Origin of the sequence: Streptomyces sp. NPDC021225, from assembly GCF_044332865.1 — a bacterium.
In the GTDB taxonomy this organism is placed as follows: Bacteria; Actinomycetota; Actinomycetes; order Streptomycetales; family Streptomycetaceae; genus Streptomyces.
The window spans coordinates 341395-363223 of sequence record NZ_JBIRPV010000008.1 but is presented as its reverse complement, the minus strand read 5'-3'; the positions used below and the strand labels follow the sequence as shown (position 1 = coordinate 363223).

The window sequence follows — 21829 nt, the reverse complement described above, 5'->3', positions numbered from 1 at the left end:
CGCCTGTTGTCGGCGCTGGGGAGTCGGCGGGCAGTTCGCGTTCCCCGTATCCACGATGTCAGTGATCGTGGGCGGATTTCCGCTTTCCGGCCACCGGGCGCAGCGCGGTCGGGGTCCGGGTGTCCGGGGGCATCTGTACGGCCAGGCCGTCGGCGTTGTCGGCGAGGGCGAGTTGGGAGATGGCGTTGACCAAGGTGAGTGTTCCGTCTGTGGCGGTCAGCTGCCAGCGCTGTGTGCGGGTGTTGTCCGAGCAGGTCTGCTGGGTGATGGTGGCGCCTGCTTCCAGGGGCGCTCCGAGGTAGCGCCGGCCGGTGGCCATGTCCAGGCACTTGCCGGTGGTGGTGCCGCCGCGGACCGCGCGGATGCGGTAGTAGCCGTCGGGGGTCGCCGACAGGGCCCAAGCCGCGTCGGGGTCGGCCGCCAGCCTGGCCGGGGCACCTTCCGTGGTGCCCGCCGTGGTCAGGCGCTTGGCCGTGCCGGGGAGGGTGAGGGCGTAGGTGCCGTCCTTCAGCGGGAGGCGTGTCACGTTGTTCCAGCCGGGGGCGTGGCCGAGCCGGTCGGCGAGTTCGGCGAAACCGGTGTAGGTGGGGGCGGGTTTGGGGCTGCCCCAGGTGGTCTGGGCGACGAAGCGCAGCGGCATGAACGCGTCGGTCTCGACTTCGTTTTCGGTCTGTTCGGATGCGAAGTCGGGCCACATCGTGATCTTGGCGCCGGTGACCCGGGGCTGGGGGCCGGTGAGTGTCTCTCCTTCGAAGCGCAGGGGTGTCCAGTCGCTGTCGTACAGGGCCTGGGTTCTCATTTTCGAGCCGCCGCGGATCAGGTAGAGGGAGTAGGCGGAGTTCATGACCTGGTGGCCCTGGGCGAGAAGCGCGGAGGGCGGCTGCTTTGCCTCGGGGGTCCAGTGCTCGACGTCGATGTTCGAGTCGAGAGGGATGGTGTTGTCGCCGGTCAGTCCGTCGTTCCAGATCCGCAGGGTTCTCCCGCCGGCCCGCACGTGGGTGTTCACGCGGTTGACGAAGTCGATGAACGCGTCCTGAGGAGTGGCCGATGCTCCGTATTTGGCCTTCGCGTAGGCGGCGATCTGGGGGTAGGCGGCGTAGTCGGAGCCGAGCATGTACTCGTCGGCGCCCATGTGCCAGTAGGGGGTGTCCCAGACCGTGAGGGCCTCGTCGAGGAGCCGGGTGTAGAAGGTGTAGGCCTCGGGCCGGGTGATGTCCAGCCGCGAGGGCGAGGGGGTGCCGGAGGAGTCGGTGAGCTGGAGTTCGGGGTGGTTCTGGAGGTAGGGGTCGATGTGTCCCGGGGAGTTGATCTCGGGAATGAGGGTGATGTGGTATTTCTTCGCCATGGCCGAGAGCTGTCGTATCTCGTCCTTGGTGTAGTAGCCCCAGAACTTGGTCTTCGGATAGTCGTCGCTGGCGACTTTCGCCTCGATCCACAGCTGGTTGAGCTTGAGATAGGACATCTCCCGCATCAGCCGCTCGAACCAGGGCATCGAGATGTGGATATAGCAGGCGCACACTCCCACGCCGCGCTCTGCGTACCGGGGGACGTCGACGGTCCGGCCGCGCGGCAGCACGGTCTGGGTCTGGCCGTTGAGCATCTGTAGCACGGTGCGGGTGCCGAGGAAGACTCCGTCGGCGGTGGCTCCGGTGACCCGTACGGTGTCGGAGACGAGAAGTTCGTATCCCTGCGTGCCGAGGTCTCCGGCGCCGGGGTCCAGGCGCAGGACCACGTCGCCGGAGCGGGGCTCCTGTCCGGTGACCACGGGCAGTCTCAGTCCGGTCGCGCCGGCCAGGTCGTCGGCGAACGTGGCCGCATCGGCCTGGGCCTGCCCGGTCGCGGGCGCGAGGATGCGGGAGCCCTGGTGCAGTTGGAGGGTGCCGGTGCCGGCGGTCCACCCGGCAAGGGCCGGTATCACCTGGGGCGTGGCGGGGGTGCGGGCGGCAGCGGACGCGGGGGTGAGTGCCGACGCGGGCAGGGCCGGTGGCACGAACAAGGCCAGGGCCAGGGTGGCCAGGAGGCAGACGGCCCAGCGGGGGCGTCCGCGCGTGGAGCGCAGTCGTTGGATCACTGTGTCCATGGGCATGAGGGTTGTTACCCACTTCCCAGCCGTGGACACGGTTACTAGGCTCGTCGGCCGTGACCGGTGTCCAGGCATCGAGAGGCGAACACATCCGATGAATCTGTTCCCGTACTCGAGAAAAAGTTCCCTGCGCAGCGCTCTGACCGCCGCCGCGATCACGGCGTTGACCGGGTTAGCGGCCCTACCGCCCGCAGCCTCAGCAACCACCACGACCACCGCGACCACCGCGGCCACCGCGGCCACCGCGACCGAAACGGCGGCGGGCGGCGCCGCGGGGTGCCAGGAGCCGGTGACGCCGGCGCCGGTCATGGCCGTGGAGGAGTGCGACAGCCCCGCGCGCATCATTGAGAAGGCCGCGAACATCGTGCCGCGCCCCTCCCAGGTGGCCTGGCAGCAGCGCGGCATCATCGGCTTCACCCACTTCGGGATGAACACCTTCACCGACCGCGAGTGGGGCTCGGGCATGGAGAAGGAATCACGCTTCGCCCCGCCGGACGTCGACGTGGCCCAGTGGATGCGCGCGTACCGGGGGATGGGCGCCAAACAGGTCATCTTCACCGCCAAACACCACGACGGCTTCGTGCTCTACCCCACCCGCTACAGCGGCCATTCCGTGATCGCCAGCCCCTGGTGGGTCAGCACCACGGGCTGCGAACGGGCCGAGGAGGCCACCGCCGCCCGGACCGCGGCCGAACGCGAACGTGACACCGACCCCGCCGCGTACTGGCGGGCGCGGAAAGCGGGCTGCGAGCGGCAGGGCGGGGACATCCTCGGCACATACGTGAGCGCGGCCCGCGCCGCGGGACTGCGGGTCGGCGTCTACCTGTCCCCCTCCGACGGAGCCGAACTGCCTCCCGCATGGCACCGTGACACCTATATCCCGGCCATCGAGGCCAAACCGGCCGGCTCACGCTCGACCGCCGAGAAAGCCACGCTGGAAGACGCGCCCGCAAGCCCGGCCGGCCACGGCCGGTACGGCGACTCCAGCAAACCCACGGCACGCACGATCCCCACCCTGGTCCCCGGGGACGACCGCACCCGCGCCGTGGCACAGGGCACCCTGCCGGTCTTCGACGTCACCGCGGACGACTACAACGCCTACTACCTGAACCAGCTCTACGAACTGTTCACCCAGTACGGGCCGATCGACGAGTTGTGGCTGGACGGCGCCAACCCATGGGCGGGCTCAGGGATCAGCGAAACATACGACTTCACCACCTGGTTCAAGATGATCAAGGCGCTGTCGCCGGACACCGTGGTCTTCGCCGGCCCGCAGGGCACCCGGTGGGTGGGCAACGAGGCGGGGGTGGCGCGGACCAGCGAGTGGAGCGTCACACCGGCCACCGGTGACCCGGACACGGCACACAACGAAGGGCTGATCCCCGGCGGCGCATGGGCCCAGGACATCGGCTCCCGCACGGTCCTCGCCCGGCCCGATGTGCGCTATCTCCAGTGGTTCCCCGCCGAGGCGGACTCCTCGATCAGGCCCGGCTGGTTCTACCACCCCGGCGAACAGCCCCAGTCCGCGGCCGAGCTCGTCGGCAAATACCAGCAATCCGTCGGACGCAACGCCGTGATGCTGCTCAACGCGCCGCCCGGCACGAACGGGCGGATCGCCGACAGCGACCTCGCCCATCTCACTTCCTTCGGCACAGCCATCCGCGACACCTACCGCACCAACCTGCTCGCCCCCCAGCAGGATGCGACAGGCGCCGCGCTGACCGACGAGGACCTGTCCACCGGCTGGTCCCCCGCCGGCCAGGCCACCACCGGCAGCGTCACCCTGAATATCCCCCAGGCGCAGACCTTCGACCAGATCCTCCTCCGCGAGAACATCACCCGCGGCCAGCGCATCGAAGAATTCGCCATCGACACCTGGAACGGCACCACCTGGACCCAGGCAGCCAGCGGCACCACCATCGGGTACAGCCGCATCCTGCGACTGGACGCGTCCGTCCGCACCGACCGCATCCGCGTCCGTGTCCAGGCCGCACGCGCCACGCCACAGCTGGCAACCGTGGGCCTGTATCGCACGGTCACACCCACCACCCCAAAAAAATCGGGCGGCGATGTCGAGAATCCGTAGCCGGCTTCGTCCCCGGGGTGAAGGTGACCACAATGGGTGGCACCAGCACCAAGGAGTAACACGATGGCCAAGTACTTGCTGCTCAAGCACTACCGCGGCGCCCCGGCGCCGGTCAACGATGTGCCGATGGAGCGGTGGACGCCGGAGGAGGTCTCGGCGCATGTGCGGTACATGCGCAACTTCGCGGACCGGCTCGAGGAGACCGGTGAGTTCGTCGACAGCCAGGCGCTCGCCCCTGAGGGGACGTTCGTCCGGTATGACGGTGAAGGGCGCCCGCCGGTCACCGACGGCCCGTTCGCGGAGACGAAGGATCTCATCGCCGGCTGGATGGTGATCGACGTCGCCAGCTACGAACGCGCCGTCGAGCTGGCCGGGGAGCTGTCGGCGGCTCCCGGGGCGGGCGGGGAGCCGATCCACGAATGGCTGGAGGTTCGCCCGTTCCTGGCCGAGCCGCCCACCATCACGGAATGACCTCACCGATGGACGATGCCCTGCTGAGGAGCCTGACGCCGGGCGTGCTCGGAATCCTCGTCCGCCGCGGAGCAGACTTCGCGGCGGCCGAGGACGCCGTGCAGGACGCGCTCATCGAGGCGGTCCGCGTCTGGCCCACCGACCCCCCGCGCGATCCGAAGGGCTGGCTGGTCACCGTGGCCTGGCGCCGGTTCCTCGACACCGCCCGGGCGGACGCCGCCCGCCGCCGACGCGAGGACCGTATCGACGAGGAACCGGCGCCCGGGCCCGCGCCCACGGTGGACGACACACTCCAGCTCTACTTCCTGTGCGCCCACCCGTCGCTGACACCCGCGTCCGCGGTCGCGCTCACCCTGCGCGCCGTCGGCGGGCTGACCACCCGCCAGATCGCCCAGGCCTACCTGGTGCCAGAGGCGACCATGGCGCAGCGCATCAGCCGGGCCAAGCGCACCGTCGCCGGTGTGCGGTTCGACCGGCCCGGAGACGTCGCCACCGTGCTGCGCGTCCTCTACCTGGTCTTCAACGAGGGCTACTCGGGTGACGTCGACCTCGCCGCCGAGGCCATCCGGCTCACCCGTCAGCTCGCGGCCGCGATCGACCACCCCGAAGCCGCGGGGCTGCTCGCCCTCATGCTGCTCCACCACGCCCGGCGCGCCGCCCGGACCGCGCCCGACGGCAGCCTGGTGCCGCTCGCCGGGCAGGACCGCGGCCGGTGGGACACCGCCGCGATCGCCGAGGGGATCGAGATCCTCCAGGCGGCCCTGGCCCGCGACCGGCTGGGCGAGTTCCAGGCCCAGGCCGCCATCGCGGCACTCCACGCGGACGCGCCCACCGCCGAGGAGACCGACTGGGTACAGATCGTCGAGTGGTACGACGAGCTCACACGCCTGACCGACAGCCCGGTCGTCCGGCTCAACCGCGCAGTCGCCGTCGGCGAGGCCGACGGACCGCGCGCCGGCCTGGCGGCCCTCGCCACCCTGGACGCCTCGCTGCCCCGCCACACCGCGGCGGCGGCCTACCTCCACGAGCGCGACGGCGACCCGGCCACGGCGGCACGTCTCTACGCCGAGGCGGCCCACAAGGCACCCAACCTCGCCGAGCGCGACCACCTGACACGCCAAGCCGCCCGACTCAACACCCACCTGCGCCGCTGACTGATCTCCAAGGAGCCCGTCCGGAACCAGGTCCTGGACGGGCTGCGGACCCTGGCCGACGGGGGCGGACAGACCTGGTGAGAAGTCTCGGTCGACTCCACGATCACACGGGCGCACTCGGCATGCCGCCGGCGCCCGACGGGACAGCGCCGGGCAGAAGGAGCCGCCAGGGGTCGAGCCCGCCCTGTATGGGAGCAGGGGCAGAAGCTCATGGGGATGGTCGTCACCGCAGGGCAGCGGGCGCAGGCCGGGAAGCTGGGCGTTTCCCGTTCGGTCGGTTTGACCATCTGTTAGCGTGCGCGGATGGAGGATCTGGGACTCGTGGCTTGGCCGCCTGAGCCGATCAGGACCGAGCGGCTCGTGCTGCGTGAGCCCGAGGCGCGGGACCGTGCGGCGTTCATCGAGCTGCTCGCCTCGCCAGAGGTGAACACCTACGTCGGCGGTCCCCGCCCGCGTGACGAGCTTGAGCGCGAGACGCCTGAGGTGCCCGAGCGGTGGCCCGGGAGTTTCGTCGTTGATCTCGAAGGGGCGATGATCGGCCAGATCCTGCTCAGGAGAGCAACCGGGCACCGTCGCCCGGCTGCCGTGGGGAAGGCCGATCTCGGCTACCTGTTCCTGCCTCGGGCGTGGGGATTCGGGTACGCCGCCGAGGCGTGCGCGGCGGCACTCGGCTGGTTCGACGGCGTCCTTCCCGGCGAGCCGGTGGTGCTCACCACCCAGACCGCCAACGTCGGCTCGATGCGCCTCGCCGCGAAGCTAGGGTTCACCGAGGTAGAGCGGTTCGAGGCATGGGGCGCCGAGCAGTGGCTCGGCATGTGGTCCCCGGTCACGCCGTCCAGTTGAGTTCGTGACGGAACCCCCGGGGAGTACCCGCCCGTACGCGCCCAGGCTGCGGCCCTCTCATGTGCTGGGCGACAAGGGCTACAGCTCCCGCGCGATACGCACCTGGCTGCGGCGGCGCGGCATCGCCCACACCGTTCCCGAGCGGGCCGACCAGAAGCGCAACCGGGCCCGCCGCGGCAGCCGAGGCGGACGCCCGCCCCGCTTCGACAGGCAGCTCTACAGACGGCGCAACGTCGTGGAACCGTGCTCCAACCGCCTCAAGCAGTGGCGTGGTATCGCGACCCGCTACGACAAGACCTCCGAGTCCTACCAAGCGGCCGTCACCTTCGCCTCGCTCCTGAGGTTCGCTTCGGTACGGCCGTGCCCGGTGGGGGCGCCGGGATCAGCGGCGCAATTCGCCGCGCCCGCTTGGCGCCGTAACCCGAAAAAGCAGTGGCCGTACGGGCTCGGTGCCACATACGTTCGCCTCCATGGTTGACGCAATGTTCGGGCATCCGCGCCTCGCCGCCATCTACGACCCACTCGATCCGGACCGCAACGATCTCGACGCGTATCTCGCGATGGCGGAAGAGTTCGGCGCGCGGTCCGTGCTGGACATCGGGTGCGGTACGGGCGTGTTCGCGCTGCTGCTCGCCGAGCGCGGCATTACGGTCACCGGGATCGATCCCGCGCGAGCGTCCGTCGACGTCGCGCGTGGCAAGCCGGGCGCCGAGCGGGTGCGCTGGCTCGACGGCGACGCGGGGGACCTGCCGCCCATGCAAATCGACCTGGTGACGATGACCGGGAACGTCGCCCAGGCGATCGCCGATCCGCAGGCGTGGCGTACGACGCTGCGCGGCGCGTACGAGGCGCTGCGGCCCGGCGGGCGGCTTGTCTTCGAGACGCGCGATCCGGCGCAGCGCGTGTGGGAGGAATGGGCGGAGTGGACGCGCGAGACCACGTACCGCATGACGGACATCCCGGGCGTCGGTCACGTCGAGGCCTGGGCCGAGCTGACGGACGTGAGCCTGCCGCTGGTGAGCTTCCGGGGTACGCACGTGTTCGCTGCGGACGGGGACGTACTGACCTCGGAATCGACACTTCGCTTCCGCGAACGTACGGAGGTCGAGCGGGACTTGCACGAGCACGGCTTCGTCGTCGAAGACGTACGCGACGCACCCGACCGGCCGGGCAGCGAGTTCGTGTTCGTGGCGCGGCGCGGTACCGCGGAGCCCGTCCCTCCCGGAATGCCCTAGGGAGCGTGCGCACCACACAGCGCCGGGCAGACGGGACTTTGAAGACGCTCCCTTGGCCGAACTGCCGCACCCGCCTGGCCTTGCGACGCGCGCGACTCCCCAGTTCTCGAACGCGTGCCGAAACAACAAGTACTTTGCCTCAGTGTTCACGCCCGTGCCCTGGGCCGAGGCTGCGAGCCAGGTGAAAGCAACCTCGATCGCGCACAGGCCGTCTCCTGTAGGCCACAGTCGCGGATCCCAGTAGGCCGTGGCCCCGACCACCCGTCCCGACGCCTGTTCCACCTGCGCGTACGGGCCCAGTTTCCCAGCAGCGGCACGGGCGGTAGACGTGCTCCAGTGCCGCCGGCACGGCGAGTTTCATGGCGCGTCTGAGGGTGCTCCCCGCCGACCCGCAGGCAGGGCGGCGGGGAGCCCTGGTCCATGCCTTGGTTGAGTGAGCATGCGGATGGATTCAAGCTGTTCACACGGCATCGGCCAGCCTCGCGTTCGGCCAGCAGGACCTTGCCGTCTTCGCCCTGTCGCCCGAGGCCACCCCTCTCAGCCTCGCCCAGGACGAGGTGCGCTCCTTGCACCAACGCCTGTTCACCCGACACACAGCTCCGGTCGAGGCGCGCGGATGCACAGTTCCGATATGCGGTGAATACTGGAGGCGAGCGCTTTGGTTCCTCGAGTTCGTCACTCTGCAAGTGGCGTACGCACCAGAACCGGGCCCGGGCCCGGGCCGGGGCCGGGGCAGCACAACGTCCCTCACCACCATTACAGCAGGCCGATAGCGCGATGCTCACGCGACGGTTCAGCTTGTTGTTGTCTTCTTCCTCGCGGTGGTGCTGACGAACCTGACCCGTGGCTCGAGGAACGAGAAAGGACAGCGCCATGGGCTATGACAACTCGTGGTCCTTCAATGTGTGGGGCTGGGGCAATGCCGATCACACCACAGTCTTCAATGTACCTGACCAGCCGAGGCCGATTTTCACCTACGGGAATCTGAGTGGACTGATCGGCAGCGCGAAGGCAGGAATCGCGAATTTCACCAGCGATGGACATGTTCTACGGAACGACGGGAGCGAGGGGCATCCAGTCGGTCAAGTGCTGCGTCGTGTACCACCCGGCGACCGGGGTCATCGTTCATGTGCACCGCGTCGTTGACTCGGCAGGTAACCCGGTGACCCCCGACCACAAAGTCAGGGAGCAGGCACTCGATCTCGCCGCCCGAAACGGCCGCGACATAAGCCAGTTCGAGGCCGTTGTAGTACCCGCAAACGACATTGCGCCGGGCTACATCTACCAGGTAGACCCGAATACCAAGCATCTGCGACGAGGCGAGGCCGCCCCCGGCTTGCGCCCCCCTGCGGGTCCTTATGGCTAGTTCTCTGACCGGGGAGGTTTACCGGGTCGGCGGTTCCAGAGGTTGGGTGTCCGGTGACGTTCAATCGACTGAGTTGGCGAGCTCTATGTCTGCCCGGCATCTCCGGAGCATCCGCACACCGACCTGATCCAGTGAGTTGTCGCTGAGCCTTCTTTCGCGAGGCCGCACACACCGCAACAGCCCTGGGCGGGGCCCGGGTCCGGCCGACCGTGCGGCGGTCGGGGATTCAGACACTTCCCGAGTATCAAACCGGCCGGACTGGCCGCCCGACCACAGTCACTGGCGAAGTCCTTGGCCGTCGTGGAGCGCTGTGGCCAGCCGTTCGGCGTGGGCGTCGCGCAGCGGCTTGAGCGCTTGGTAGGTGGGGTGATCGTCGGGCGTCTTGATCGGTCCCATTCGCCACGTCATCCGGCTCTGCCGATGACAACTATTGAGCTTCGGCTCATCGCTGGAGGTGTGGTGGCTGAGCCTGTCCGTGTGCGCAGGTTGACCGACCAGGAAGGTCAGAAGCTGCAGCAGATCGTGCGCCGGGGAAGCACGAGTTCGGTGCGGTACCGGCGCGCGATGATGCTGCTGGCTTCGGCCGGCGGGAACCGGGTTCCGGTGATCGCCAAGTTGGTCCAGGCCGACGAGGACACCGTCCGGGACGTGATCCACCGGTTCAGCGAGATCGGCCTGGCCTGCCTGGACCCTCGGTGGGCAGGAGGCCGTCCCCGCCTGCTCAGTCCTGACGACGAGGGCTTCGTCGTCCAGACGGCCACCGCCCGACCGACCAAACTCGGCCAGCCCTTCACCTGCTGGTCCATCCGCAAGCTCGCCGCATACCTGCGCCGCCTCCACAGACACGTGATCCGGATCAACCGCGAGGCATTATGGTGCCTGCTCGCCCGCCGCGGCATCACCTTCCAGCGCACCAAGACCTGGAAAGAGTCACCCGACCCGGAGCGCGACACCAAGCTCGACCGCACCGAGGAGTCCCGGACCGCTTCCCGGACCGCGTGTTCGCCTTCGACGAGTTCGGCCCGCTCGGCATCCGCTGGGGCTGCCGGCCGCTGACCAGCGCCGCGTGAGCGGTGAGCCCGACCACGAGCAGTACCGTGCCCGCATGGCAGGCAAGCGGCAACCGCACTGGCCAACCCTTGGGACACCGACGGCCCCCGTCCCGTCCCGACCCACGGACAGATGGCGGTACGCCGTCTACTTCACCGAACCGGACGGCGTCGCCGACGGCGCACTCGGCGATCCCGCATCCACTGGCGGCCGGAAACAGCCCTGGCGTACTGCGGCGCGCCGGTCGACCCACGCAGTCAGCGGACCGGCTACGACTCCTCTTCAAGCTGTGCCCAAGTGTGGGTGTCCAGGCCGTCGTAAGGGCCGATGCGGGAGAGTTCGGAGCCGTCATGCCCGAGAGCCACAATGACGGGACGGGCTCCGCGGTCGGCGTGAGGAGACATCCAGGCGGCGATGAGCTTGCGCTGCTCGGGAGCCTTGATCCGGCGGTTGCCGATGAGGACGTGGCCGACGTCCTGCCCGAGGTGGACTTCGACACAGCTGATCCATGGGGCCGTCGCGATGGAGTGTGGTGGATCGTGGCGGCGAGTGAGGCTGCGCACGCCCCCGCCGCTGTGGATTTCGATGACGTCGACGTCGGCGGTGTCATTCACCGGGCCACTTCCGCCGCCCACGTACTGCCACTGATCGTCGTACCACTCCAGGAGTACGGTGTGCTCACGGGCCCGCGCGGACTTCGGACGCCACACGAACCAGACCGCCCCGACGCCGCCGGCGGCGTCGATATCGGCCGACACCACCGTCAGCGCGCGCCGCGGCACCCATCGCGGCTGCGGCTCTGCGCCCTCCAGCACGCGCCGTACCACCCGCCGCAGAAGAGTCTCCTCCCAGCGCCCCGCCCACAGAGCCTGTCCCCATGCCCGCATACGCTTGCGGTACCCGGTGCGCCAGGACATCAAGCCGCAGAGACGCTCGTTCAATAGCCCCCGGCGCCACCTTCACCGCAGACGGCGGCAGCCTGGTCCGTGCCGCGTTCCGCCCGATCGAAGGGGGCGAGCGGATCGCGCACAACATCGTCGTTGTCGCCGGCAGGACAGCCGACGGCGTGACGATTCCGGAGCATACGGTCAACGGCCGGCCCGGTCTGATGGTCCAGCGAGCCGGCGGCACCCAGGCGGCGTACGCGTTCGACGTCGCAGACGGCCGGATCAAGCACATCTGGGCCGTCCGCAACCCCGCCAAGCTCCGGCCGCGGGCGGCGGGCTGACCGCGACGTCGGGGTGATAGCCCCGGCCCATAAGCGCGTCATCCGCGGTTCTCTCGTGGTTCGGCGGTGCTCCAGTTCCAACCGGTGATCGTGGTGCGCATCAGGCGGGCGGCGGTCGACAGGTGGCTGTCGGCGCCCCAGTACAGGGTGATGGTGCGACGGCAGTCGGGACTGTCGACGGCGATCCAGGCGAGCGGGGCACGGGTGGCCGTACGCCGGGCGAAGGCGGGGACGAGACCGATGCCGAGCCCCGCGCCGATCAGGTCGGCGATGGCGCTGGGCTCGTCGCCTTCGCAGACGATCTTCGGCGTGAGGCCTCGTGCGGCGAAGAGCCGATCGAGCAGGCGCCGTTGCCAGTGCCCCTTGCGGGCGGTGATGAACGGCTGGTCGGCGAGTTCGTCGATGCTCACCGACGCACGGCCCGCCAGCGGGTGATCAAGTGGCGTGGCCACCCCGACGGCATCGTCGAGCAGTTGCACCCGCTCCAGGCCCCCGGCATCGATCGGCTGGGAGGCGACGCACAGATCGACGTCCTGGGCTCGTAGGCGGCGGGCCATGTCCTCAGCCGGCGACCAGTGGAGTTCGATCTCGATGGAGGGATGCGCGCGCTTGTAAGCCGCCAGCGGCCCGGTGAGGGTGAGGAAGGTCTCCGACGCCAGCCTCACGGTGCGCACACCCTCGCTGGTGGCTTCCGCGACGGCTCGCCTGCCCGCCTCGAGCTCTCCGAGGGAGCGTTCGATTGCGTCCGGCGTGGCCGTTCCTCGCCACGCTGGCCCTGGTGGCGGCCGAGACGGTGCAGTACTTCGCCGGGCTGGACGGGGCGCTGTGGCTGCACCTTCCGCTGGGCGTGCTGACCATCGTCGGGCTCGTCGTGCTGTTCATCGCCGTTTGGCGGCAGCCCGTCTCCCGTGAGGAGGCCAACGGTGCGTGAGCCAACCGTGGACAGGCGCCAGGTGCTGGGCCTCGGCGGGGCGCTCGGGCTGATGTCGGCCACCGGGCTGTCGGCCGCGGCCGTGCTGTCGCGCCGACCGCCGGCCACCGGTGCCGAGTTGCGCAGCGCGGTACCGCTGCCGCTCGCGTTCCGGGTGCCGTTGCCGCTTCCGTCCGTGCTGAAGCCGGTGAGCACCTCGGGCGGCGTCGATCGATACGAGATCACCCAGCGCGAGGCGGCCCTGGAGATCCTGCCCGGAGTCAGGACACCGATGTGGACGTACAACGGCACCTTCCCGGGCCCGACGATCGAGGCGCGCCGCGGCCGGCCGATCACCGTGACGCACCGCAACGAGCTGCCCGTACCGACCGTCGTGCACCTGCACGGTGGACGGAACACGCCGAGCTCCGACGGATACCCGACCGACCTCGTCCTGCCCAATGGCTGGCCGGACCCCGCCCACACGATGCACGGCATGCGCGGGATGCACGATCCGCGGGCGGTGGTGACCAGGCTGACGCGGGACTACACGTTTCCGATGGACCAACGGCCGACACTTCTCTGGTACCACGACCACCGGATGGACTTCACCGCCCCCGCGATCTGGCGGGGACTCGCCGGGCTTCAGTTCGTGCGCGACGACGCCGAGGAATCACTCGGCCTGCCCGCGGGGCGGCGCGAGCTGCCGCTCGTGATCGCGGACCGTGCCTTCGACGACCACGGCCACCTCCACTACCCCGCCCTCGACCCCACCCTGCGGAAGCAGCCGGGCGTCCGCGAGGCCAACGTCGCCGGAGTGCTCGGCGACGTGATCCTCGTCAACGGCGCCCCGTGGCCCATGCACGAGGTCGACGCGGCCCGATACCGGCTGCGCATCCTGAACGCCTCCAACGCCCGGCACTACGAACTCGAAGCGGTCACCGACGACGGCCGCCGGCTCGATCTCGTCCAGGTCGGCGCCGACCAGGGACTGCTCGCGGCGCCGGCCACCCACCGGTCCCTGCCGATCGCGCCGGCCGAACGCTACGACGTGGTCATCGACTTCTCCAGCGTCCCTGTCGGCAACCGTGTCAGGATCGTCAACCGGCTCGGCTCCGGCCGTACCCGCGACGTGATGGCCTTCCGGGTCGCGCGCAAGGCCGCCGACGGCAGCCGCATCCCGCGCGTCCTGTCGAACGATGTGCCGGCCTGGCGCCGGTCGGACGCCGCGCGGGTACGCGACTTCTCCTTCCGCGCGGGGCGGATGCACGGCGGTCACGGATGGCTGATCGGCGGGCGGCCGTTCGACCCCGCCCGCACCGATGTCACCGTCCCTCTCGGCGATGTCGAAGTGTGGCGGCTGATCGCCGACGTCCACCACCCCGTCCACCTGCACCTGGTCGGCTTCCGGGTGCTCTCGCGCAGCGGGAAGCAGCCACTCCCCCACGACGCGGGCCTCAAGGACACCGTCTCGCTGCGGCCGGGCGAATCGGCAGAGATCATCACCCGCTTCGACGGCTACCGCGGCCGCTACCTCTTCCACTGCCACAACGCCGAACACGAGGACATGGGAATGATGGCCAACCTCGAGATCATCTGAGGCGCTCCGCTTGCCCACATCATGGACACGAGCAGCACCCCACCCAGCCTGCCCTACGAGCGCCCCTCGCTCTCCAAGGACTACCTCCTGGGCACCACCGAGGCCGATGCGCTCGACGTCTGAAGCCGCGGATCCGTGCCGACCACGACATCACGCTCGCCTCGGCTCCCCCGCCGCCACCCGCGACCTCGACGTGCCCGGCGCCGACCTCACGGCGTCAGGGTCGGTCCGAAAGCAAGCAGGATCGCGCGGCGAGTCGTCGGCTTATGAGGTCGGTCAGGACTACGGCCTGGCGCCGGGGGCGCAGGAGGCAGAATTCGTTGCTTTCCGGGTCGGCGAGGACGTGCCAGCTCACGGTGCCGGTCTGGCCGACGTCGGTGGGCCTGGCGCCGAGAGCGAGCAGCCGCGCCGGCTCGGCGTCCTGGTCGCGGTCGGCCGCGTTGACATCGATGTGCAGTGGGAGCTTCCCGGTCCGTGGGTCGCTGCTGGGGCTGAGTTCGAACCCGGCCTGCCGGTCGAACGCCGCAGCCCCTCGCTCCGTGCACAATCACCCCACCGGCCTGCGGCGATATCCAGTGGCAGGCCCCTGCCCCGGGCAGTGAAGATCGAGGCATGCATACCTTCCTGGAAACCGAACGGCTCGTGCTGCGCCCGTTCACCGACGCCGACGCCGACGCCGACCACCTCTTCGCACTGGACGACGACCCCGAGGTCATGCGCTTCATCAACGGTGGCAAGCCGGCCAGCCGCGAGACGATCCAGCGGCAGACCCTGCCCCGGCTCCTCCACGACTACCCCTGCTGGGGCACCCGCGGCTACTGGGCCACTGAGGAAAAAGCCACCGGAGTGTTCCTCGGCTGGTTCGAGTTCTGCCCCCTGGACGAACACAGCGGCGCCGTGGTCGAACTCGGCTACCGACTGAACAAGACCGCCTGGGGCAAGGGGTATGCCACCGAGGGATCCCGGGCGCTGACCAGCAAGGGATTCACCGACCTGGGGGTCGAGCGGATCACCGCGAACACCATGGCGGTCAACACCCGATCCCGGCGGGTGATGGAGAAGTCGGGCCTGTCGTTCCTGCGGCACTTCACCGGGGACTGGCCCGAGGCGATCGAAGGCTCCGAGCACGGCGAAGTCGAGTACGGCCTCACCCGGACCGACTGGGAGCGGCCCCGGTAGCCGCCCCCTGCCCAGCCGACCGGCCCGTTCCCGCGACTCCGGGACCAACCGCACGTCCTGACCGTTGCTCCCGGAAGTCCCGGCGGGAGGGAGCGGCCCAGCGATGAGTTCCGGGGGGCGTACTGCGTCTACAGAGTGCAAGGACCGCTAAGGACCGCCGTAGAAGGGACCGGCCAAGTCCATCGCAGAGCCCCCGCACAACGCCGACACCACGACGGACCTGACCGCTCACGGCTACAGGGTGGAGGACGTCCGCGACGCGCCTGACCGGCCGGGCGCAGAGTTCGTCTTCCTTGCGCGACGTCCATAGGCCAGCCGTCCAGATGTGTGCCATGCAGCGCTTACATCAGGACATGATCGACAGCACTGCCGCAACCGAACATAGGGTTTGCGGAATGAGTTGTTCCCCGTGCGTCGGCCCTCTGGCGCCTACGGCAAACAGAACGAGGCGTCCGCTCCTCGGCCCCAGTTGGTTCGCGGCCGTGATGGGCACTGGCATCGTCGCCAACGCGGCGGTCACCCTGCCAAGGAGCTTCCACGGGCTGCGGACTGCCGCCATGGTGGTCTGGCTGGGCGCCGCGCTCCTGCTGCTCCTGCTGGCTGTCGCTTACCTCCGGCAGCGGGCGCTGCGGTTGCACTCCGGTGATCCGGTGACAGCCCAGTTCTTCGGCGCGCCGCCGATGGCGCTGCTCACGGTGGGCTCCGGGGCGCTGCTGCTCGGCCACCGGCTGATCGGGCTCGAGGCGGCGCTGGACGTGGGCTGGGTGCTGTGGTCGCTCGGTACCGTGCTCGGTCTTGTCACGGCCTGCACGGTGCCTTATCTGATGGTCACCCGGCACCGCTTCGCGCCGGACGCGGCGTTCGGGGGCTGGCTGATGCCGGTGGTGCCACCGATGGTCTCGGCCGCGACGGGCGCGCTGCTCGTCCCTCATGCGCCGGCTGGACAGGTACGGCTTGCCCTGCTGCTGGGCTGCTACGCGATGCTCGGGCTCGGCCTGGTCTCGGCGCTGCTGGTGCTGGCCATGATTTACGGCCGCCTGGTGCACCATGAGGCCCCCACGGGAACGGTGGTGCCTACGGTGTGGATCGGGGCGGGGGCGTTGGGCCAGTCGGTGACGGCGCTCGGAGCGCTGGCCGCGGTAGCTCCGAGCGCGCTGCCCGCGCCCTACGCGGGGGGCGCCGCGGTGTTCGCGCTGCTGGGCGGGATTGTGGTGTGGGGCTTCGCCATGCTGTGGCTGGTGCTGGCCACGGGGCTGACTGTACGGGCGATCCGGGCCGGGCTCCCTTTCGCGCCCACCTGGTGGTCGTTCATCTTCCCGGTCGGCGCCTGCGTGACGGCCACCGGCGCCCTTGCGGCGCGGACCGGTTCGGAAGTGTTCGTCTGGATGGCCGTGGTGTTCTACGGGCTGCTCGTCATCGCCTGGGTGGTGGTGGCCGGCCACTCCCTGCGCCATGCCGCCCGGCACGTGTGGCGCCGGCCCGTCGGCGGACACGCGCACCGGGGGACCGTCGAGCCGGAGGGACGGTGACGCGACCACTACACCACCGTCGCCGCGGGGTACCCGAGCAGTCGTCGATCGGCTGGGCCAACTGCGGACGGAAGTGGTCGCAGGCGCGCAGCGTCGCCTCGACGATCCCCAGCCCGGGTGAATCGCGGGACGGTTGTTCGCCGGTCCGGCTCCGCCGGGCGGCCTCGCCCAGTACTGAAAGCCGGGCCACTTGCCGGCCCATAGGGTCGCGACCGTCGCCTGCAACCACCATCCGGACAGCAGTGACCTCGGGCCGCGGGGACTCCACGGCGTCGGATCAAGACGCGCGGCGCCATGCCAGCATTCCACGCAAAGACCGCCGCCTTGATGCCATGTCCTCATCTGCCGCCGTTATGGCACATTCACATGTCTCTCTCATCTCCCACACTGTCATACCGTCGATGGCGTGACGGTCGGATGGGTTCGCTTCGTCAGCGGATACCAGGCGGAAGCAGCACCCTGGGCGGATGGGGATAATCAGCCAGACTGGCCGTGTCCGCCATTGGTCGCATGGAATGAGGAAAGAAGGCGATCCACATCGTGGCGTCGCAATCCCGCGCCGGACAGCCGGCGCTGTATGGGCTGGAATTCGGCCTCAATGAATGGCTTGTGTTCGTGGGGCCACACGTGCAGCGGCTGGCGAACCGTCCTGTCGGATGCGTCAGCCGACCCCCGGCGCCGACGCCGGCCGTGGGCTCTGCCCGGCGGCATGCCGGCGAGCAGAAGGATCTCGTGGCATCCGCTTTCCGCTGACCACGCCGCCTGCCGCAGTGCGGAAGGCGGGTTCCCGCGCCACAGCGCGATCCGCTGTTGCGGACCCCTCTCGGCCACACCCGAGGGGGTCCGCTCGTTCGGGACCACCACCACGTCTGTGACCTGGTCCACGGCCATGACCGCGAGGTCTACAGCGAGACGGATTCGGACTCCGAATCCTTCGTGCCCACGCCGGTCATGCGGAAACTGACCCGGTAGGCACCGGGCGTCACACCCAGGTGCTGTACAAATGCTCTGCGCATCGACTCAGGCGAGCCGAAGCCTGTACGCCGCGCCACCACCGGCAGGGAGTCATCACCCGTCTCCAGCAGCACTCGGGCAGCTTCCAACCGGACCTGCTCCACATACCGGGCCGGGGTGGTTCCCACCTCGTCGTAGAAGAGCCGGGTCACGTGACGGACGCTGATGCCTGCCCTGCGTGCCATGGCCGACACGGTGTGGTTGGCCCCGGGGTTCTGAGCGACCTCGTCCAGCATCCGGCGGAGCGTCTCCCGGCGGGAGTGCGGGACCTGGGAGCGGACACTGAATTGGGACTGGCCTCCCGGTCGCTGCATGAAGACGACCATGTCCTTGGCCACCGCTCGCGCAACCTCTGCACCGTAGTGATCTTCGACGAGCGCCAAGGCCAGGTCGATGCCGGCACTCACACCTGCCGAGGTCATCATTCGCCCGTCCCTCACGAAGATGGCGTCTGGTTCGACTCGCACGGACGGGAAACGCAGGGCCAGTTGCCGTGAGTGCCGCCAGTGCGTCGCTGCGCGACGCCCATCCAACAGTCCGGTCGCTGCCAGCAGAAACGCCCCCGTACACACCGATGCCGTGCAGCGGGCGTTGGCATGCAGCCGCCGAACGGCATCCAAGAGCGCGTCATCCTTGATCAGCGTTTCCCATTCCGGACCGCCCGGGATCACCAAAACGTCGGACGGCTCATGTACGTCGTCGACACGCAGGTCAGCGCTGAGGCGGGTCCCGGCGGAGGTGATCACCTCCGCCCCGCCCTCGGACGCAATCTGCACTCGATAGCGCCCGCCGAACTCGTTCGCCGAAGCGAATACCTCGATGGGGCCGGTCACATCGAGCAGCCGAACCCCCGGGAAGACGAACACTGTCACGGTGAGCGGCCCCGTTCCAGGGCGCTTGTGGTTCCCAGGGCGCTTGTGGTTCATCGGATGCCTCCGGGCCGATGCGCGGTGCGGAGACCAGCGACCCGTTGCGTGCTGGTCGGCGAGTGTTCCAAGGCGGATCAGGAAGCCGATCACAGCCGGGCCGGACCCCCGTTCGCCGGATTTCCCTGCGCCCATTCTGCGCCTTCGGCCAGAACCGAGACCATGACCGGCTTGCTCCCTGCTGGGAGGCAAATCCTCCGAGTCCGCTCTTCATACGCGTACATGCCGCGCACGACCTTTTCCTCGGCGCCGGACAAGATCACAGCATTTGGTCACGCCACATGCCCGGAAAGGGTGCCTTGGCAGCGCGGGAATGTGGAGCCACCCTGGGAACCATGGCGGCGGCCGAGGTGATGGGCGCGGCTCAGTGCGCGCCAGGGCGAGGCGGGGCCATGCCGCACCAGTACGTGGAGCAGCGTTCGGACGCGATGGTCTACCGGCGGCTCGCCGAGTTGCTCCGGGACGGGCACCGACGGGGACCGGTGGGCATACCGACAGCCAGCGGTGATGAGCAGGAGGTGGGCCCGTGAATGGGGTAACCGGCAGGGTGGCATTGGTGACGGGGGCCAGCAGCGGAATCGGGGCGACCACCGCGGGCCTGCTGGCCGAGCGGGGGATGCGCGTGGTGGTCGACTACCTGCGCAGCAGCAGCGCAGCCGAGAAGGTCGTGGCCGACATCAAGGCCGCAGGAGGCCGGGCCATGGCCGTGCAGGCCGATGTGCGCGAGGCAGCGGCGGTCGAGAGCATGGTCGAGCAGGTCAAGGCGGCATGGGGCGGCATTGACGTGCTGGTACACAACGCGCTCATCCCGTACGCGATCAAGTCGTTCCAGGACATGACATGGGAAGAACTGGGCGGCAAGCTCAACGACGAGATGCGTGCGGCGTTCACGGTCACCAAAGCCGTCCTGCCCGCCATGACCGAACAGGGCTGGGGGCGCATCGTCTACATCGGTACCGGCCTCAGCCGCCGGCCCCGGGAGTACATGATCGCGCTGGGCACGTCCAAGGCCGCCCTGGAGCAGTTTGCCCGGTACCTCGCCCAGGAACTGGGCCCGCAGGGCATCACGGTCAACATCGTCGCGCCGGGCCCGGTGGAGGACACCCGCATCGCGGATGTGCTCGACGATGCGCACAGGCAGCGCCAGCTGGCCGCCACCCCCCTGGGCCGCCTGGCACACCCTGCCGACGTCGCCCAAGCGGTCGCCTTCTACGTCGGCGAGGACAACACCTTCATGACCGGCACCACGGCCGCGGTCAACGGCGGGATGTCCATGTACTGACGTCCCGCTGTCCCGCGCACGGGGCACGCGCGGCCGCATGGCGGTGACACGACCAAGGGAAGCGATCATGTACACGATCGATCTCGCCTACGTCGGGCGGGGCCTGCACGAGGAACTGGTCGCCTACATCGCCGACCAGGAGGGCTACTACGCCGACGAGGGCGTCCACGTCGCACTGCGCGACGGCTGCTCCTGGGACGAGGAGCAGCTGCGCCACGGCGCCACCATCGGGCTGGGTCGGGCACTGCTGTCCCGACTGACCGATGGCATCCCCTGGGTCGCACTCAACGTGAACACCTACAGCCCGCTGTTCTGGTTCCTCGCTGCCCGCCCCGGCCTGACCTCCCTGGCCGACCTGGCCGGCCGGCGGCTGGCGGTGCACGCCCCGCACACCGCGCCCGGGTGCTTCGCCCGGATCGTGCTGCGCCAGGCCGGCCTCGACCCGGACCGCGACGTCCAGGCCATCGTCCGCCGCCCCGGCGACTACGGCATGGACCTGCGCCGACTACAGGACGGCAGCATCGATGCCGCCCTGGTCGGCAGCACCATGGCACCGGAGGCGGTAGCCGCCGAGCACGGCTGGCAGATGCTGGCCTGGGTCGGCGGCCACTTCAAGATCCCCACCGTAGGCGTGGCCGTCGACCCCACCCGCACCGACCCGGACGACCCCGCGGTCCAGGCCGTCGTACGAGCCCACCGGCGCGCCCTCCAGGTGATCCACAACGACCCCGACACCACGGTGCGGCACATGCAGACGTTCCTCGGCCGACATACCGAGGACGAAGTCCGAGCCCACTACGAGGCGTTCATCGCGCCGTCTTACACCACCGACGGCCGAGTCGACCTCGCGGTCGGCGCCACCGCGATCACCGCGGTCGCCGCCGAACTCGGGGTCCCCGCCACCGTCACCGCGGCCGAGTTCTACCGCACGGCAACCACCACACCGTAGGGGTGTCCGGCGGATCTTTCCCCACCCCTTCCCTCAGTGTTGATGTGCGGCTCCGCCGCGTGGCAGGGACCGCCGGGTGCGACACCGGAACCTTGCTGTCTCACTTGAAGTTGTCGGCAGAGCGGGAGTGGCAGTCTCCCCTTCACGCGAGGTTTGTGTTGGACTGTCGGGACATAATCCGTACACGACAATGGGGTGAATGCGATGCCTCTTGAGGGCGAGTACGAGCCGAGTCCGGCGCAGTGGGTGCGCGAACAGGTCGAGCTGTATGAGAGTTCGGGTGGCACACAGGGCACAACACTCTGGGACACGGGCCTGCCGGTCGTCATTGTCACGATGCGCGGCGCGAAGAGCGGCAGGATCCGCAAGATTCCACTGATGCGCGTGGAGCACGAGGGGCGGTACGCGGCGGTGGCCTCGAAGGGCGGCTTCCCGCGCCACCCGGTCTGGTACTTCAACCTCAAGGCCGACCCGCAGGTGGATCTCCAGGACGGCCCCGAACGCCAGGGCATGATGGCCCGTGAGCTCACCGGGGACGAGAAGGTCCAGTGGTGGCAGCGAGCGGTCGCCGTGTATCCGCCGTACGCCGAATACCAGGAGAAGACCGACCGCGTGATCCCAATCTTCGTACTCGAACCCGAGCACCTGGCCGGGCCGGCGAAGGCCCCGGCGCCGACGAGGAACTGAGCTTCGGACCCCACTCGCTCGGCCCGGCAAGGCGCCGCGCGGCTGGGGATAGGAGCCCGGCGCCGGCCTGGACGGACTCACCTACCTTGTTCCCGGAATGCGAACTGAACAAGGTTCGGTGAGACAGAGGCGAGGCCTCGTGAGACGGGACAACACCCCTGCCTCCGCCGTCTGCCGACGTCCGCCAGGGCGGGCGCGCCTCCTCCCCTACCGTGCCGGTGGGGCGGCGGGGCGCGG

Annotated in this window: 18 protein-coding genes and 5 pseudogenes; 17 read left to right on the top strand and 6 right to left on the bottom strand. The window is 69.5% G+C overall.

Annotated elements, in window-relative coordinates; genetic code table 11:
- Positions 1-58 precede the first annotated feature (58 nt).
- Positions 59-2080: a family 20 glycosylhydrolase gene (locus tag ACH4S9_RS32390; RefSeq protein WP_398375090.1), complete on the bottom strand. Its 2022-nt coding sequence runs from the start codon at positions 2078-2080 to the stop codon at positions 59-61.
- Positions 2081-2177: 97 nt separating this feature from the next.
- On the opposite strand from ACH4S9_RS32390, the gene ACH4S9_RS32385 reads away from it, so the two are divergent.
- The 6 genes and pseudogenes from ACH4S9_RS32385 (at position 2178) to ACH4S9_RS32360 (ending at position 7872) form a co-directional block, all read left to right on the top strand.
- Positions 2178-4169 carry an alpha-L-fucosidase gene (locus tag ACH4S9_RS32385; RefSeq protein WP_398375089.1) on the top strand — a complete coding sequence of 664 codons (1992 nt, stop codon included), beginning with the start codon at positions 2178-2180 and terminating at the stop codon, positions 4167-4169.
- Between the two features lie 63 nt (positions 4170-4232).
- Positions 4233-4640, top strand: a complete 408-nt coding sequence (locus ACH4S9_RS32380; RefSeq protein WP_311724086.1) for a YciI family protein — start codon at positions 4233-4235, stop codon at positions 4638-4640.
- A gap of 8 nt (positions 4641-4648) precedes the next feature.
- Positions 4649-5794, top strand: coding sequence for a DUF6596 domain-containing protein (locus tag ACH4S9_RS32375; RefSeq protein WP_361190443.1), 1146 nt, complete (start codon positions 4649-4651; stop codon positions 5792-5794).
- A gap of 303 nt (positions 5795-6097) precedes the next feature.
- Complete coding sequence (locus tag ACH4S9_RS32370) at positions 6098-6637, top strand: GNAT family N-acetyltransferase (RefSeq protein ID WP_311724085.1); 540 nt, start codon at positions 6098-6100, stop codon at positions 6635-6637.
- A 40-nt stretch (positions 6638-6677) separates the two neighbouring features.
- Positions 6678-6977, top strand: a pseudogene (locus tag ACH4S9_RS32365) (transposase); the annotation flags it as partial.
- A gap of 130 nt (positions 6978-7107) precedes the next feature.
- Positions 7108-7872 carry a class I SAM-dependent methyltransferase gene (locus ACH4S9_RS32360; protein WP_398375088.1) on the top strand — a complete coding sequence of 255 codons (765 nt, stop codon included), beginning with the start codon at positions 7108-7110 and terminating at the stop codon, positions 7870-7872.
- A gap of 84 nt (positions 7873-7956) precedes the next feature.
- Here the strand turns inward: ACH4S9_RS32360 and ACH4S9_RS32355 are convergent.
- Positions 7957-8193, bottom strand: a pseudogene (locus tag ACH4S9_RS32355) (GNAT family N-acetyltransferase); the annotation flags it as partial.
- A 1504-nt stretch (positions 8194-9697) separates the two neighbouring features.
- Between ACH4S9_RS32355 and ACH4S9_RS32350 the strand changes: the two are divergent.
- Positions 9698-10275, top strand: a pseudogene (locus tag ACH4S9_RS32350) (transposase); the annotation flags it as partial.
- 282 nt (positions 10276-10557) lie between these two features.
- Here ACH4S9_RS32350 and ACH4S9_RS32345 read toward each other — a convergent pair.
- Complete coding sequence (locus tag ACH4S9_RS32345) at positions 10558-11175, bottom strand: hypothetical protein (RefSeq protein WP_398375086.1); 618 nt, start codon at positions 11173-11175, stop codon at positions 10558-10560.
- Between ACH4S9_RS32345 and ACH4S9_RS32340 the strand changes: the two genes are divergently transcribed.
- Positions 11166-11516, top strand: coding sequence for a hypothetical protein (locus ACH4S9_RS32340; protein ID WP_398375084.1), 351 nt, complete (start codon positions 11166-11168; stop codon positions 11514-11516). The two genes, ACH4S9_RS32345 and ACH4S9_RS32340, sit on opposite strands and share 10 nt — an antisense overlap.
- A 38-nt stretch (positions 11517-11554) precedes the next feature.
- Here the strand turns inward: ACH4S9_RS32340 and ACH4S9_RS32335 are convergent, their stop codons facing one another.
- Positions 11555-12181 carry a LysR substrate-binding domain-containing protein gene (locus ACH4S9_RS32335; RefSeq protein WP_398375083.1) on the bottom strand — a complete coding sequence of 209 codons (627 nt, stop codon included), beginning with the start codon at positions 12179-12181 and terminating at the stop codon, positions 11555-11557.
- A 74-nt stretch (positions 12182-12255) separates the two neighbouring features.
- Here ACH4S9_RS32335 and ACH4S9_RS32330 point away from each other — a divergent pair, with 74 nt between their 5' ends.
- Together ACH4S9_RS32330 and ACH4S9_RS32325 are read left to right on the top strand one after the other, a co-directional pair.
- Positions 12256-12447 (top strand): hypothetical protein, encoded by a 192-nt coding sequence (locus ACH4S9_RS32330; protein ID WP_398375081.1) that lies wholly within the window; start codon positions 12256-12258, stop codon positions 12445-12447.
- Complete coding sequence (locus ACH4S9_RS32325) at positions 12440-14026, top strand: multicopper oxidase family protein (RefSeq protein ID WP_398375080.1); 1587 nt, start codon at positions 12440-12442, stop codon at positions 14024-14026. Before ACH4S9_RS32330 ends, ACH4S9_RS32325 begins: the two co-directional genes overlap by 8 nt.
- A gap of 289 nt (positions 14027-14315) precedes the next feature.
- Here ACH4S9_RS32325 and ACH4S9_RS32320 read toward each other — a convergent pair.
- Positions 14316-14522 (bottom strand): annotated as a pseudogene (locus ACH4S9_RS32320) (VOC family protein); the annotation flags it as partial.
- A gap of 116 nt (positions 14523-14638) precedes the next feature.
- Between ACH4S9_RS32320 and ACH4S9_RS32315 the strand changes: the two are divergent.
- The 3 genes and pseudogenes from ACH4S9_RS32315 (at position 14639) to ACH4S9_RS32305 (ending at position 16734) form a co-directional block, all read left to right on the top strand.
- Complete coding sequence (locus ACH4S9_RS32315) at positions 14639-15205, top strand: GNAT family N-acetyltransferase (protein WP_311724076.1); 567 nt, start codon at positions 14639-14641, stop codon at positions 15203-15205.
- A gap of 217 nt (positions 15206-15422) precedes the next feature.
- Positions 15423-15515: pseudogene (locus ACH4S9_RS32310) on the top strand (SAM-dependent methyltransferase); the annotation flags it as partial.
- Between the two features lie 13 nt (positions 15516-15528).
- Positions 15529-16734 carry a TDT family transporter gene (locus ACH4S9_RS32305; protein ID WP_398375077.1) on the top strand — a complete coding sequence of 402 codons (1206 nt, stop codon included), beginning with the start codon at positions 15529-15531 and terminating at the stop codon, positions 16732-16734.
- Between the two features lie 902 nt (positions 16735-17636).
- On the opposite strand, the gene ACH4S9_RS32300 is transcribed toward ACH4S9_RS32305, so the two are convergent.
- The gene (locus tag ACH4S9_RS32300; protein ID WP_398375075.1) at positions 17637-18674 is read right to left on the bottom strand and encodes a GlxA family transcriptional regulator; all 1038 of its coding nucleotides are present in this window, start codon (positions 18672-18674) and stop codon (positions 17637-17639) included.
- A 392-nt stretch (positions 18675-19066) separates the two neighbouring features.
- Here ACH4S9_RS32300 and ACH4S9_RS32295 point away from each other — a divergent pair, with 392 nt between their 5' ends.
- The 4 genes from ACH4S9_RS32295 (at position 19067) to ACH4S9_RS32280 (ending at position 21592) form a co-directional block, all read left to right on the top strand.
- Complete coding sequence (locus ACH4S9_RS32295; protein WP_398375074.1) at positions 19067-19204, top strand: hypothetical protein; 138 nt, start codon at positions 19067-19069, stop codon at positions 19202-19204.
- A gap of 26 nt (positions 19205-19230) precedes the next feature.
- Positions 19231-19956, top strand: a complete 726-nt coding sequence (locus ACH4S9_RS32290) for an SDR family NAD(P)-dependent oxidoreductase (RefSeq protein WP_385338240.1) — start codon at positions 19231-19233, stop codon at positions 19954-19956.
- 67 nt (positions 19957-20023) lie between these two features.
- On the top strand, positions 20024-20905 hold the full coding sequence (locus ACH4S9_RS32285) for an ABC transporter substrate-binding protein (protein WP_398375072.1): 882 nt from the start codon (positions 20024-20026) through the stop codon (positions 20903-20905).
- A 204-nt stretch (positions 20906-21109) separates the two neighbouring features.
- Positions 21110-21592: a nitroreductase family deazaflavin-dependent oxidoreductase gene (locus tag ACH4S9_RS32280; RefSeq protein ID WP_398375070.1), complete on the top strand. Its 483-nt coding sequence runs from the start codon at positions 21110-21112 to the stop codon at positions 21590-21592.
- The last annotated feature ends 237 nt before the right edge of the window (positions 21593-21829 follow it).